The sequence below is a fragment of the Rufibacter soli genome (assembly GCF_054781795.1).
This window is the reverse complement of the sequence record NZ_BAAGTS010000011.1, coordinates 1-13,554: the sequence shown is the minus strand read 5'-3', so window position 1 is coordinate 13,554 and position 13,554 is coordinate 1. Positions and strand designations below refer to the sequence as shown.

Sequence of the window (13,554 nt, the reverse complement as noted above, 5' to 3'; positions counted from 1 at the left end):
ATTCTATAGGTGGTAAAATCCTGATTCGGCCGTATTGTCATACAGCGCCGTTATATCCTCATCCGCTGTCTGCGCGTTGATCAATTCCCTGATGTGCATCTCGTATTGGGCGGCGGTTTCCAGATACTGGACCCTCAGGGAAAGCAGGGCGGTGTCTTTGGCCGGCAGGGCACCGGTCTCCTGGTTGCGGATGTTGAGCTGTAGGGCCCCTCCCTCTGACAGGACTATGCCGGCCCGGAGAATTCCCTCACCGAGTGATCGGTTGGCTACTGACCCTTTCACCAGGGGCAGGAGCTGCGAAAGGAATTCCTCTTCGGTCTCTTCCGCTGTGCCGGATCTATTGAAGGCGCGCAGCTTGGCCGTGAGCTCAGGGCCCACCAGCTTGCTGGTCTGTAGCAGCTCTACCTGGAACATGCAGGCGGCAAGCGCCCGGAACAGCAGCCGTGACCCGTTCAGGGGCTGGTACTGCTCAAACTCCTCCGTGGAGCGGATAAACAGGCGGTCATAGTTCTTTGCCGCCTCAGAGGCAGCCCAGGCGGTGAACACCGTGCGGTTGGAATCCAGCAGGCGCAGCATTTCCTCCAAGGCCTCATAACCACCTGAAAGGCTGCTCTTCTCCAGTTTTTCCACCTGCCACTGGAAGGCTGTTTTCTTCTGCTCCGTGCTGGTGACCTGGATGCCCAAGTCAGAGATGCTCACCTGACCGAAAGGCAGGTAGTACATGAACCCGATCTGGGCCACTACCAGCTCTGCCATGTGGCGCAGGTCCATCTGTAGGGCGTAGGCGTCTTTGGCATCCTGGGTAGCATCTGATGCCGGCTCAGTGGCCGTAGCCTGCACCATGGCCTCATACTGAGGAACAGTCAGGTTCTTCAGCAGGATATTCCGGAAGGCACGCTCCAGGTGCGGCTTCAGGTTCTCAAACTTGTAGGAGACGTTGGCCGGCAGATATTTCTTGATCTGCTCGGTGCTACTGAATATCCGCTGCATCAGAAGGGGTGGTTTCGCGTTGGGAAGGGGTTACCTGGTTCAGCGTCTGCATGTAGGGCTTGATGAAGCTCCACACGATCTGCCCGTATTTTTTATTCCAGCCATTGTACTCGCTCACAAAATCATAGGGCTGCAGAAGCAGGTCCTCATGCATCTGGCAGAAAGACAGGTAGATGTTCAGGGCCTCGCGCTTGTCTGACCCATTGCGGTTGGTACCGCTCTTGCCCGGGGTAATACCGGCCAAAGAGGGGTCCACGCCCACGGCGGAGAAAATCTTAATGGTGGCCTCCAGGGAGTCTTCCAGGTAGGCGCCGTCCTTCAGTTTGTCGTCAATGGCCGTGATGCTCCACCCAGGGTAGGCCTTCATGTTGGGGTCAGTCCGGAACACAGAGGTAAGGGACTTACCCGCGTTTTTGCTACCTACCAGGAAGTCGTCGAATTTCTGCAGCTCAGCGGTGGTCAATGCCTTCTGCTTATCGGGTTTCAGACCTTTGAAGCCGGGGTACTTCCATTCCATCCAGTAGTCTGGCATCTGGATATGGTACTTGATGGTGAGTTGGTTCTTCATCAGCGCAATCTTGAACTGCGGGATGGAGTTGGCCAGCTCAAACCACTTGCTTTGCCGGATGCTGTCCCAGTGGGCCAGCTGGTAATAGTCATTCCCGGTGGGGTAAGAGATCGGGAAAATATAGTTCAGCCCATCCGTGCGCATCTTCACCATTTCCGGGGTCCAGAGCGTGGGGTCAATGACCGGAAGCGGCTTCACGTTTGCTTTATCGGCAGGCGTGGCGCCGGCTGCCCAGCGGGAAGAGATGTAAACCTTGTCAATCAACAGGGTCTTAGGGTTCTGGATACCGAACCGGCATTTCTTAGGGTCCTGGGCCTTCAGGAAAAGCACCTGCGAGCGGTCCAGCGAAAGCACCATCTCCGTGAAGGTGTTGTAGAATTTATAGAAATGATGCGGGGCCGTGATGCGGTACTGTAGGTTACGCTTCTGCCAGGCCTCAATCTCAGGAATCACGGAGTCCACATAGGTCGCGTTCCCGTCTGCGTCGGCTTTCATTACCTTATAGGTAAGGCCACCGGCGTACAGGGCCCGCGCCTTCCAGTCCAGCGCCGCGGCCAGATCTGGGTTCTTCATTATCTCGCGTTCAATGATCTGCGGGAAGTCATTGCTGGCACCCCAGGCAGCCACCTGCTCCGTGCTGGTTTCCTCATCGGTGGAGGCAGTGGGCTGCGGCTCGGCTTTCTGTTGCGCGAAGGAAACAATGCTTTCCGTGCGCGTGGAGTAGCCGATGTGCGCCTCATGGTTTACTATGATTTCTGTCTGCTCTACCATACCACTGGGGTTCCGTTGAATTGGTCAATCAGGCGGATGTGCACCTGGTATTTTCTGTCTGTGTTCAAATCCAGGATGAGGCGGGAAGGGTAGCCGGTGCCCAGGTTCGGGGCCTTGCTTCCTTTCTTGCGCAGAAGCACCGCCTTGGGTAGCTCAATGACCTCGCCCCCGGTTTTCTTTTCCCGGTTGCAGGTGCAGAATATCAGGGAAAACGGCACGGGATTCCCATGCTCATCCGTCCGTTCCATCTGCTTACAGGCCTCATCCAAAAAGATCATGGACCAAAGATGTGGCACCTTCCAGGGAGGGATTAGGACAAAAAAAGAGAGGCCTGACTTTGACCTCTCTTTTCTACCCGCGATGGGCAATTATCCTAGGAACCAGACTTTCTATGATTTCTGATGGTCTGAGCAACATTGTATTGTATTTCACGTCTGCTTGGACACCTTTCTGTTCATAATTAAAATAGGAGATGCACTCTCTTATATCTGTTTTATCTTTTCCATAGGCAAAAGGTGCCTGAAAGTGGCCCGACGCCTTCCTTTCTGAGTATCTGTCATAGCATTCAGATGGCTTACATTCCAGCCAAACAAAGAAAAGCTTATAACCTTGGGCCCTAAGATGCTTTCTGGCCTTGTCAAAGAAGCGGGTGACAGCCGTTGTCTCATAAATAAGGTTCTTCCCCTCCATTTCTAGCAGACAGAGTTCTTGGGCCTTCAAGTCTTGCTGTATAGGACCAATTCCCAAGTCCTGCCCAAATACCTTCACGCGGCACTCATCAAGGTTGACTGTCTTGTACTCCTCACCAAGTGACGCTTTCAATAATTTTGACAGAGTAGACTTTCCGGATGCAATGTTCCCATAGATTATAATAGCCTGTTTCATGCTGGTTGATTATCATTAATTCTATTACAAGTAAGGAAACCCAGATACTCCGTTTTGGGACAAAATGAGAGGGCTTTTTGAGACAAGAATTGCATTTTCTCATTTAATTTTTCATTATTCACTGACTAACAACGGGTTATAGCCTTTTCGTCTCAAAAAAAGAGGCATGGTCTCAGCTTGAGGCACGACGCACGCTGTCGCGTCAAGGCAATTGCCCTGGGTCCAAAAAGGCGGTATGTGATCGGCCTGAGGGTCAAAATCCCTGTTTCTAGCGCCCTGAGGCGGTTTTTACACTTAACCTATAGGTTGATTGCCCTAGGGCTTGATGGGAAGTCCATTGCCTGGCATTGGTCAGCCATGGGCACGAAAAAGCCCTGCCTTTGCGGGGCAGGGCTAGGCCTTTGCGAAGGCTGTCTGCTTAGAACGTTTCCACAAAGCCAGACATGTACTTGAACTCTGAGTGGAAGATACCAGTAATCATCATGTCCCATGCCTCGGTAAGGTGTGTCTTCTGCCAGGCCTTCAGGTTCTTGTCCTTCTCAGAGGATTTATCCTTCTGAAAGACCTCACCCTTTTGCACAGTTCCGGTCTCCTTCATCACGTCGCGCAGCTTCTCAGTGTTGGACCTGTTGAAACTCAGTTTGGAGATATCCGGATTCTCGCGCCTGAACAAACGGGCGAACAGATAGTAACGGCTTCTGTGGGTCATGGCCTGGCCAAAGTAGTTACGGTTCACCTGCCAGCCCTCTTCTTCCAGATACTTCACTACCTCATCGCAATACCTGGTGTCGTTCGTGGCATTGCGCCCTTGCAGGGCAGTATGGTCATAGTGGTAATTCACCACCTTGCACGGGTGGTGCCTATAGTAGTGGGCAAACTTCTTCACCAGGTCTTTCAACTGGAGAGGGTGCTCCACATACAGGATATTCTGGGTTTGGAAGTTCTCGGGCTTATCCTGGCCCACGGCCATGCTGCTCACCTCAAAGTTATAGTCAAGGCCGATCTCCATAGCCATGGTAGGATTCACGTCAGAATCCCAGCGGCAATCTTTCTCAATAGTATCCCGCAGGTAGTCTGGATGGTAATCATCCAAAAAGCTTTCATTGGGCGCGTCATAGCAATGGGTGTCTTCATCCAATAAGGCATAGAAGCCTTTCTCAGCGGCTTTGATCCGTTTACTCAGAACCGATACCTGCCACTCCAGATCAGTGAGCTCCCGCTTTATACGCTTCAGCACATCCAGACCCAGGGCGTGGATATTATCAATGGTGGTGGCAAAACTGACATACACCAGGCTTTTGCGGATCTCATTCACAGAGGCCTCAATCTCGGCAATCTTACGGTCTGCCAGCTTCTGGTCTTTCCTGGAAAGCCTAGGGTAGGCTTCCTCAATGAACATAATGTCTTTCTGGAGATCAAGTAGTTTCTCCACCTCCTTCTTATCCATCTCCTCAATGAAATCCAGAAGCCACCCGCCCTTGCTATCTTGGGGCATATCAGAGGTGATCAGGATGGAGCCGTGGTTGCTCAGATGGGCGAAGTGGGCGGCATTGCCCCTCACGGACAACGTAGAGGCACCTACCCGGTCACGCTTCATGAAGCGTCCTTCGTCAAAGTACATCCAGTCCAGGGAGTTGGCTACCATGGTGGCCGGCCTATCCAGGGAGATCAGGGCCGCACCGGCACCATTCCACCAAGGGATGTAATGGTCTGACTTCTTCGGTTCATTGAAGGGCCGTGACTTGTAAAAGTTAGCAGGAGGGTACTTGCGTACGAAGTAATGGACATTCTCCAGATAGCCGAATTTCTCCCAGCCCTTCACCATGGCGGGGATAATGGACTGAAGCAGCTTGTCATAGGTAACCGACACGATACCGCCCAAAGAGCGGGGCATGGCATTCATATTGTCCATGCAGAACATGGAGCCGGGGCCCTCGGTTTTCCCGGTTCCCCTACCCCATAAAAGCACCGAGATACGGGCCCTTACCATCCAATAGAAAAGCTGAGGCGGGTTCAGGTGAACCATCACCTCCCCTTGTTCATTAGTTTCCATTATCGTTCACTACTTCAGCGTCCGGAAAGTGCTCGGTCTTTCTTTTGGGCTTGATCAGCTGCTGCACCTGCGCATCCAGGTCATCGGGAAGGGTAACCCCGGTAAGCTGCGGGAAGAACCCAATTTTTACCTTCGGCGGCTGAATCTGGTCAAATGGCAGGGTGTCTTTGTCTCCGGCCAGCTCTTTCACCGCATCTTTCATGTTCTTCTCAATCCGGGCCACTGCGTTCCAGTCACCGGCTTTGGTGGCCCTTTTATGGGATTTCATGTAGATACCCATCAGCACGTCCAGCCAGAATTCCTTGGAACTGCTCTGCGTGGTCCCCAACACTGACTGGGAATCCTCAAATAAGCGGTAGGCGGTGGCCCGGCTTATCTCAAATTCCTTCATCAGCATAGGGCACACCTGCAGACGCGACCCGAACTTCTTGATCAAGTCAGCACACCGGTAAATCCGCTCCAGCTTCTGCTGAAGCTTGGGGCTAAGCACTGGGCTGTCTTCCTCATCACCGCGGAACTGCAGGTAGGAAATCAGCTCATCGGTCTCGCTGCGGGTGTTCAAAAGTTTCATCTTGCCTTCTCCAGTTTACTACCTACTTCTTGGTATAGAGTAATACCTACTTTCAGGTATCATCTACCTGCTTCTAGGTATACAGTATTGCCTGGTCCATTACATAGCTGGCCAGGGCGTTGTTCTCAAAATCATACAGCTCCAATTCCATCTTGGCGGCGTTGTCAGACTGCACGTTGAGGGAATAGAGGTAAAGGGCCAGGTTGGCCGTCAGGTTCTTCTTAAAGGCCTCGTCTTTGGTTTCCCAGATATTGGCCGGGAAATAGGCCTCTTTCTGTTCTGGCAATACCTTCAGCACCCCGGCGTCAATTAGTTGCTGGGCCATATGCGCCACTTTGGTCACATGCGCCAGCTTGCGGCGAAACTCCAGTTGCTTGTTTGTAGGTTTTTTCTTCGGGATGAATTTGCTGGACATGGTTGTATAGATTTGGTTGGTTGACTCTGTTTTAGGCCTGTTTTCCGGAAAACTGCGGGTAAACTATGATTTAAGCCTTCTTTCAATCTCAGCGGCCTCAGCCTGCATCTGCTCCACGGTAAGCCGGTATTTCTTTGTGCCCTTAGTAGCCTTGGTGATGTAGGTCCTGAGATTCAGCATGCGTTTCTGCATGCTTTCCCGGTCCATTTCCACCACTTCAGCCTTTTGGAAGGCGGGAGGGATATGGCCATGCTGCCGGAAATAGTCCACCGCGCCCCATAGCCGCTCAATCTCATCAAAGCGGTCACGTACCTGGTGCGCCAGCTCTCCCCGCTCCTTCTCCGCATGCTGGAAGGCACCGTCAGTGCCTCGGCGGAAGATCTCCGTGCGCAGGTGGTTGGCCTCTTTGAAAAGGCGCTTCCATTGCTGCTCCAGATCCAGCACGTTATCCGGCAATTGTTCCTCTACCCGTTGGCGCCTCTGCACGGTGAAAGGGTAGTCCGGTTCCAATGCTGTGAGCTCCTGGCGAAGCTTCTCAGTGTTGAAGGAGTTTTCCCCCAGCGCGAACGTCATCTTCCAGACACTGCTTTTTCCTATGCCTTCATACAGGGCCACGGCTTTGGCGTAGTCCCAGCGCAGGTGCAGCAGTTCATGGAGATCGGAGGCAATGTTCATAAACCAAAGGTAGAAGAGGGCAATTGCCCACGGTAGGACATAAAAAAAGCCCCCGCAACGCAGGGGCTTTTCACACACTATTCAACCAATCTAAAACCTATCTCTCGTCTCGGACCTTGGTGCCGGTGCTTTTTTTTTTCGGTGGCTGCACCTTCCTCAGGTAGCGGAAGCCCTGGGTATGCAGGCGTTCCGCCTGTTCCAGCGTGATGTCCCGAAGGTCCACCTCACCGACACCGTGCACGTTCACTATCCCGGGAATAACACCCACCACCTTGAATTTTCCTTCAAGGTGGTGGGATGCCTTATGTTGTGCGGCTACCATGCTATGTTATACCGCTGGGGTCAACGGGATGAGGCCGGTGTAGTACTTGCCGATGCGGCCCACTGACTTCACGTTGATCTGCACGTATTTCTCAGAGGAAACGGCATCACCGCCGATTACTTCCCAATCCGGCAGGATCTGGGCAGGCAGGCCCTCAGAGCCGATCACCCGTCTGTTGCCTTGAAGGTCTTCCACGATGAAGATCATGTCATCGTTTTTATACTCCTCAATCCAACCAAGGATAGACGCCTCCTGACCGTAACGGAACAGCTTCAGCATGTTCTCAGCGGAAGAGCTGCCAGGCGAACCTACGCCTTTGGTGTCCAGTGCGCCTTTTTCCAGGGTACACTCAAACTTGGCCATCTTCTTGCCGGTGTTCATCACGAAATCACCGGTCAGCTCCATTTTCTCAGCGTAGGTGGTCGGGGCGGCATTTGGTACCGGGAACGTTTTCACGTCATGGTAGCGGCAGTAATGCACGATGGTTTTGATACCGGCGTCATTGTCCTGCCCGGGTGTTCTCAGTAAATCTGCTACTTCTATTGCCATAAGACTACGCTTTAGGGGCCTCTACTTCTACCAAAACACCGGAACCCATCTTCACCAATTCCTTGGCCAGACTCTGGTCCTTTTTCACGTCATCGGCGGTATATTTCTTACCGTCCGTATGTTGGAAAGACGGGCATACCACCTCGTATTTCTTTTTGTCCACGGTTACCACTGCATTAGCGGAACCCTTCTGCGCGTCCAGCTCAGCGATAGTAGAAGCCTGGGAAGCGATTACAGTTTTATACTGTTCCTCTGCTTCTTTTTGGGTTTTCAACTCCGCCTGAGAGGCGGCGAGCTGAGCCAACAACTCCTCGGTTGTTGGCGCAGCAGCTTGATTATTTTCAGCCACTTGTTATTATGAATAATGTTCAGTGATCATTCCAGCGGTCAAGGCGCTCTCCTGGTCGTTGGTAACGACAAACTCAGGAACGTCAAAGGCCAGGCAGTATTTCCAGTCAGCCAGCAGCTTCACGGTACGGTCAGCTTTCTGCACGTCAAAACGGCCGGTGTTCTCCGTATGCGAAGGACGCACGCGGTTCTGGGCCGGGGTTGCCCAGATCTTAGTAGATCCGGTCATAGAGGAAAGACCGTAAACGGAAATCTCCGTCTTGTCAATCTTCTTCAAATCGGCCATCTGGGCGTACTGCTGGTTGTATTTGGCTCTGCGGCCATCTACGTAGCGGTCTACCAGGTTCTTGTCCATGAACAGGTAGTCCAGTTTATCACGCAGCTCACGCTGGATTCCCTGAACGAAGGTCTCAATCTGGGTACAGAAAGTGGCCGGATCAGTAGACAGGGCACCGGTGTTGATCACCTGCACCCGGTTTTTGGCCTGCAGTTTCATCAGAACGACACGGATACCGTCCATGGCGGCGTTCGCTTTCGTGGCACCGGTATTCAATACCTGGCGGCTGAAGGTAGCGGCGGTCACCACTGGGTTAGCGGCTACCTCCTCGGTTTTCTGGAAACCGTAGTAGGCTACTTTCTTCTCAAAGTCCTCTTTGGACTGAGGGATCAGCAGCTCAGAGATAAACCATTTCAGGATCGGCCATTTGGCGCGGTCCGGCTCTTCCAGCTCTGCCAGGAACCCTAGCCATGACTGGCGGAATCTGTCTGGGGTAAAAGACTGGTCTACTTTGAACTCCCCAAGCCTGTATTCAACCGGCTTGAAGGTGGTGGCACCTTTATCGGTGAAAGGAATGGAGAACGCCTGCAGCACCTCATCGATGGTGGCGTAGCTGGAGCGGTACACATCCCCTTCATTGGGGATCTTGCGGAACAACGCGGCGGTTTCCTCCGCGGCGAAAAGTTTGGTCTTGATGGACTTGTCATTCTGTCCACCAGGGATGTAGGCCTTACCAAACTCCGTGATAACGGCAGAAATATCTATTGTTGCCATTCTTACAGGTTTTTAATTGTGGCTAATGCTTCCTGGTTGTGGGCGTATGCACCGAATTCTTCCTCTTCGGAAGTCTTAGGGTCATCCACAACATCAGTTTTAGGGGTGGTTGGGTTAGAGAAAGCCTCACCGGATGCGGCGCGGTATTTCTCTGCCAGTTCCAGATTGGCGGCGGACTGTCTTTCGGCAGCGGCCAATCTCTTCTCCAAATCGGCTTTCTCAGAAAGAAGCGTCTGCTTTTCCTGGGTCAGCGTGTCAATGGTGGTCTTGTTCTCGGCCAACTGGGTTTGGTTGGCCTCATGGATGCTGTTTAGCTTTTCCAGATGTTCGGGGGTCACTTCAGGAAGATCTTCTTCCTTGGTGTCTTTGCCGAATCCCAGAGAAAGCAAAAGAGCACCCATAGCGAGGGTGAACTTCTTCATTCTTCCTTTATTTAGTTGTTGTTTTGCTTTTAGGGCCTCGTAGACTTCCGTGAACTGTGGGATCTTTTCCGCGTTCTCCTTTAGCCAGGTGACCATCTGAGGGTTGCTGTCCAGAAACTCCGTTGCCTTCACCGCGAACTTCTCTGAGTTCACGTCAGCGCTGAAAAGGCGGTCCGTGGCGGCGCCTTCGTCTACAATGTCGGTCTGGTTGAATTCACCCATGGCCACGTAGACCGGCAGCTTCTGATTCGCGGAGGCGTAATTGCCGTCTTTGTCATACTCCCAAACCTTTACCTTCTCTCCGCTTTCGGATTTCTGGTAATAATAAGAGGGAGTGAAAACTATGCTGCACATGATGGCGGAAGGGTCTTCCTGGGCCATGGCCAGAAGCCAGTCACCCATACCCGGGTGGGTTGGGGAAAGGTTGGCGGCATTGAACACCTGAAGGTCTGCCACCATCTTGTCTCCTTCCACGCGGAAGTTCCTGAAGCGGCCTACCTCAGAGCCAAGGGCATCATTGCTCATGGCCGGATGCCCGAAACGGGACTTCATGCCCACTTTTTCCCAATGTTTCTGGGCGTAGGCGATACCGTCCTCAATGAACTCCTGTTCCAGATGCACCCCATGCCCTTTGGCCGGGCCTACCTGGCAAAGGATCACGTTGGTGATGGTCCGGTTCTCCTTATCCACGTTGGAATTGGAGGAAGCGGCAAAAGCCACACGCCCACTCTTAAGGTAGCGGGTGTCTGGCTTCTTTAATTCTTGGTCAGGCTTGCTCATTCCGGGGTCTTAACATTCTACATCAGCAGTACAATGTTAAGCCCATACCTGCAAGAGGCTTAGGACAAAAAAGGCTAGGAAATAAGGACGGAAGGGCTTTTAACGGGTGTTTTGCCCGTTATTGAGATGGCGTAGGCCTGGCCATCGGCAGGGAGACGGCCCTCGTCCAGGTCAGAGGAGAACTCCAGGGGGAAGTCTGGTTGCCCATACAGAATATAGCGGCCATGGTGATCCAGGCCCAGGGCCACTACCTCGGCGCCTTCGTATTTTTCCACCAGCTGCTCAGTGAAGGCGCTCACCTTCTTCAGTTCCAGCGAGACCTGCACGTTCCGGAAAGGGCCGTGCACGTTTGATCCGTTGGATCGGCGGGGGTAGGCGTCACCGGTGATAAAGGGAAGTTCCTCCAGCACAGTGCCCAGTTGGGCCTTAGTAAGGGTCAGCCTGTTAGCTGAGAAATAGGGGCGAAGGTTTTCCTTCTTGGTGAGCCATAGTTTATGGAGACCGCCGAAGTTGTCTGAGGTATCGCGGGTTGGAGGCATATCTATTTATATTAAGCGGCGGCAGTGGCGTGGTAAGGCTTCATTTTCTGGAGCATCCATGGCTTCTGGTCCTGTTTCTTATCGTTCTCCACCTTGAAGCGCTGCCAGCTTTTGTAGGCGGCCTGGTAATCGTACTCATCAGAGTCGATGTCATAGGTGGCAAGGTAGGTGCGCATCGCCTCCAAGGCACTCTTGCCGGCCAGCACTTGGGCATAGATGTACAGGTGCATGTTTTCCCGAAACTGCCGCTCAAACCCCCGGATAATGGAATATACCTTTTTCTCATTGGGACGAGGCATTAGGAACACCACGGGCACCATGTTCTCCTTGGGCTGCTGGAAATACTCCTTCCACCGCTCCTGGTTGGTATGGACAAACATGAACCGTTGGTTAATCTCCAGTACGCCTTCATAGCCATAGTCTCTGACGAGCATTTTGAAGATGTGCGGTTTGACGGGAGCGGTTAACATTTTCTTGTTGGTGGAGGCCACAGGTGCTACAGTTTTTAAAAGCGTTTCAGATGTAATCAAATAACACTCCGAAGGTACTCCCGGGGCTATTTTTTTATTAGGACAATTGTATTGGACAAAAGTAGACCAACATTTTTAAACTTTTTTTCGGGCTTTCCGTAGTTACGCCATCTCCCTCACCTGGGCGTCAGAGGCCATGATGAAAACCCTGCCCTGGTCAATCCATTCCTGCAGGGAGGCCGGGTCAATGAGCTTGTCTACCATGCGGTACTGCCAGGCATATTCCGCGCCCGGGTCCATCCTCAGAAAGTAATGCATATTCAGGCGGCGCCGGCCGTCTGCGGTCTTGAATTGGGACAAATCAGTGGCCTGAACCACCTCCATGGGGATGATTTGTTTTGACATGGAAAAAATACCGGGATAGTGTTTTGTGTTCCTTTTGTTCCCAACGTTCCCAACGGCGTTAAAAATCCGCACTGGTGCCTGCATTGGGCAATTTTTAAACGGGTTTCTGTTCCGGGCCCACTGGAACAAAAGGGGGTGTTCCCAACTGTTCCCTGGTGTTCCCAACTGTTCCCAATGAAATGGAACCGTTTTATTGCACTTATAAGATACAAAATATATATATAATATTAAAATATAGATTATTAAACTTCTGACAAATTGCACTTGGGAACATTCGGAACACCCGGAACGCTTTTTTGTAATCGCACATGTACCTGCGGGAACGGCCCAAAAAAAACCGGCTCCTTCTGGGGTACAGAAAAAGCCGGTCGCAAAGGTTCCTTGGCAAAGGGTAGTGCCTAGTACACTTTCCTCAGAAGCTTCACCACATCCAGGGCGTCATCTACCGCCCGGTGCGAAACGGTGGTATCTGAGATACCTGCCCGGGCTTTGCATTCCTCCATGGAAGGGGGCTTCTGGTCATTCTTGAAATCCACGTAATAGAGGGTAGGGTCCAGCACCCGCTGGAATATCTTGATGTGCTCCCTCCAAGAGGGAAGCTTTTCCAGAAACACCCGGTCAAAGGTGCTGAAGTTCTTTCCGGCTGCTACCACTTCCACCCTGCCTTCCTTTACAGGGAAGCCGTGCAGCGCCAGGAACTGGGCAAACATTTCTGAGGCGCTCTCCATGTTGATGATCTGTGGCCTGTCCTCCAGCTCATCAAGCAGGTGGGGCTCGCGCTGCAGGTCATTGATCAGCCCGTTACGTTGGTGCATGCCCTTTGCCACTTCCTCCCAGTATAACTCCTCATGGTGAAGCAATACCCGGAAGGTAGGCAGCTCGTCTAATGGCAATAGGGTGTTGGAGTCTTCTATCACGGCCCCGATCTCCAGTACTTGGCAGTTCTCCCGGTCAGTGCCGGTGGTCTCTATATCTATGCTAACGTATTTCATTTACTTCAATCTTAGGGGTAAGTGCTTTCTTTATTTTCTGAACCAAAGGGGTGGATACATCTGCCAGCTTGGCCGTCTCGCGGATACTTTTCCCCTGCTTCAGGTATTTCACCACTTTAGGGTTCTCGCTCATCACCAACTCAATAGGCTTGGCGCTTCCGCTCGGCCGGCCTATTTGCTTATTGTTGCGCCGGGCCTCTTCCAAACCCGACTTGATCCGTTCACTCAGTTCTTCGGTTTCCACCCTGGCCAGTTCTGCCAGAATAGTGAAAACGATGGAGGCGCCGGGGTTTCTCCTGCCAGTATCAAGCAAGGTTTCCATGCCCAGGTTCTTTGCGTAAACGGAAACCTTCAGTTCTGACAGCCGCTCAATCAGGTCCAGCATCTCTGAGGTTTTACGCCCTAGCCTGGAAATCTCAGATACCAGAATCTTTTGGATAGCCCCAGTTGCTGCCATCTCCATCAACTGAAGTAGCTCTGGCCGTTCCGCCCTTTTCCTCTTGGAAGCTGAGCCAATCTCCCGAAATACCTTCACTACCTCAAAGCGCTTTTGCTCTGCTACCATCAGCAACTCACTGATCTGGCGCTGGTAGTCTTGGCGTTTAGAGGATACTCGTACATATATAGCAACTTTGATCATCGGCATTAGGCGTTAAGCGCCGCTATCAGGCAGTCAGCGTAATAGACAGCAGACTTGGCTATTTGCTCTGCAGGTTGCTCAGTATTGTAGTGGTTAGCCAATATTCCC

General features: G+C 52.3%; 18 protein-coding genes. All 18 read right to left on the bottom strand.

What is annotated here, in order from left to right:
* Nucleotides 1–3: 3 nt before the first annotated feature.
* Complete coding sequence (locus ACYVJQ_RS19890) at nt 4–990, bottom strand: DUF6712 family protein (RefSeq protein WP_460894870.1); 987 nt, start codon at nt 988–990, stop codon at nt 4–6.
* The gene (locus tag ACYVJQ_RS19885; protein WP_460894869.1) at nt 971–2,329 is read right to left on the bottom strand and encodes a hypothetical protein; all 1,359 of its coding nucleotides are present in this window, start codon (nt 2,327–2,329) and stop codon (nt 971–973) included. The genes ACYVJQ_RS19890 and ACYVJQ_RS19885 overlap by 20 nt, the downstream gene beginning before the upstream one ends.
* A complete protein-coding gene (locus ACYVJQ_RS19880; RefSeq protein ID WP_460894868.1) occupies nt 2,323–2,577 on the bottom strand; it encodes a hypothetical protein in 255 nt (84 codons plus the stop codon). The genes ACYVJQ_RS19885 and ACYVJQ_RS19880 overlap by 7 nt, the downstream gene beginning before the upstream one ends.
* A 103-nt stretch (nt 2,578–2,680) precedes the next feature.
* Nucleotides 2,681–3,214, bottom strand: a complete 534-nt coding sequence (locus ACYVJQ_RS19875) for an AAA family ATPase (protein WP_460894867.1) — start codon at nt 3,212–3,214, stop codon at nt 2,681–2,683.
* A 418-nt stretch (nt 3,215–3,632) separates the two neighbouring features.
* Nucleotides 3,633–5,267, bottom strand: a complete 1,635-nt coding sequence (locus tag ACYVJQ_RS19870) for a hypothetical protein (RefSeq protein ID WP_460894866.1) — start codon at nt 5,265–5,267, stop codon at nt 3,633–3,635.
* Nucleotides 5,257–5,838 carry a hypothetical protein gene (locus tag ACYVJQ_RS19865; RefSeq protein WP_460894865.1) on the bottom strand — a complete coding sequence of 194 codons (582 nt, stop codon included), beginning with the start codon at nt 5,836–5,838 and terminating at the stop codon, nt 5,257–5,259. Before ACYVJQ_RS19865 ends, ACYVJQ_RS19870 begins: the two co-directional genes overlap by 11 nt.
* 73 nt (nt 5,839–5,911) lie before the next feature.
* Nucleotides 5,912–6,253, bottom strand: a complete 342-nt coding sequence (locus tag ACYVJQ_RS19860; protein ID WP_460894864.1) for a hypothetical protein — start codon at nt 6,251–6,253, stop codon at nt 5,912–5,914.
* Between the two features lie 63 nt (nt 6,254–6,316).
* A complete protein-coding gene (locus ACYVJQ_RS19855) occupies nt 6,317–6,928 on the bottom strand; it encodes a hypothetical protein (protein ID WP_460894863.1) in 612 nt (203 codons plus the stop codon).
* Nucleotides 6,929–7,025: 97 nt separating this feature from the next.
* The gene (locus ACYVJQ_RS19850; RefSeq protein ID WP_460894862.1) at nt 7,026–7,250 is read right to left on the bottom strand and encodes a hypothetical protein; all 225 of its coding nucleotides are present in this window, start codon (nt 7,248–7,250) and stop codon (nt 7,026–7,028) included.
* A gap of 6 nt (nt 7,251–7,256) precedes the next feature.
* Nucleotides 7,257–7,799: a hypothetical protein gene (locus tag ACYVJQ_RS19845; protein WP_460894861.1), complete on the bottom strand. Its 543-nt coding sequence runs from the start codon at nt 7,797–7,799 to the stop codon at nt 7,257–7,259.
* Nucleotides 7,800–7,803: 4 nt separating this feature from the next.
* Nucleotides 7,804–8,148 (bottom strand): hypothetical protein, encoded by a 345-nt coding sequence (locus tag ACYVJQ_RS19840; protein WP_460894860.1) that lies wholly within the window; start codon nt 8,146–8,148, stop codon nt 7,804–7,806.
* Nucleotides 8,149–8,154: 6 nt separating this feature from the next.
* Nucleotides 8,155–9,198, bottom strand: coding sequence for a hypothetical protein (locus tag ACYVJQ_RS19835; RefSeq protein ID WP_460894859.1), 1,044 nt, complete (start codon nt 9,196–9,198; stop codon nt 8,155–8,157).
* Nucleotides 9,199–9,200: 2 nt separating this feature from the next.
* Nucleotides 9,201–10,400 carry a hypothetical protein gene (locus tag ACYVJQ_RS19830; protein WP_460894858.1) on the bottom strand — a complete coding sequence of 400 codons (1,200 nt, stop codon included), beginning with the start codon at nt 10,398–10,400 and terminating at the stop codon, nt 9,201–9,203.
* A gap of 74 nt (nt 10,401–10,474) precedes the next feature.
* A complete protein-coding gene (locus tag ACYVJQ_RS19825; RefSeq protein ID WP_460894857.1) occupies nt 10,475–10,939 on the bottom strand; it encodes a hypothetical protein in 465 nt (154 codons plus the stop codon).
* Between the two features lie 11 nt (nt 10,940–10,950).
* Entirely contained in the window at nt 10,951–11,430 is a 480-nt protein-coding gene (locus ACYVJQ_RS19820; RefSeq protein ID WP_460894856.1) for a hypothetical protein, read from the bottom strand.
* Between the two features lie 141 nt (nt 11,431–11,571).
* Nucleotides 11,572–11,814: a hypothetical protein gene (locus tag ACYVJQ_RS19815; RefSeq protein WP_460894855.1), complete on the bottom strand. Its 243-nt coding sequence runs from the start codon at nt 11,812–11,814 to the stop codon at nt 11,572–11,574.
* 398 nt (nt 11,815–12,212) lie between these two features.
* Complete coding sequence (locus tag ACYVJQ_RS19810) at nt 12,213–12,806, bottom strand: hypothetical protein (protein ID WP_460894854.1); 594 nt, start codon at nt 12,804–12,806, stop codon at nt 12,213–12,215.
* A complete protein-coding gene (locus ACYVJQ_RS19805; RefSeq protein ID WP_460894853.1) occupies nt 12,793–13,446 on the bottom strand; it encodes a recombinase family protein in 654 nt (217 codons plus the stop codon). Before ACYVJQ_RS19805 ends, ACYVJQ_RS19810 begins: the two co-directional genes overlap by 14 nt.
* Between the last annotated feature and the right edge of the window lie 108 nt (nt 13,447–13,554).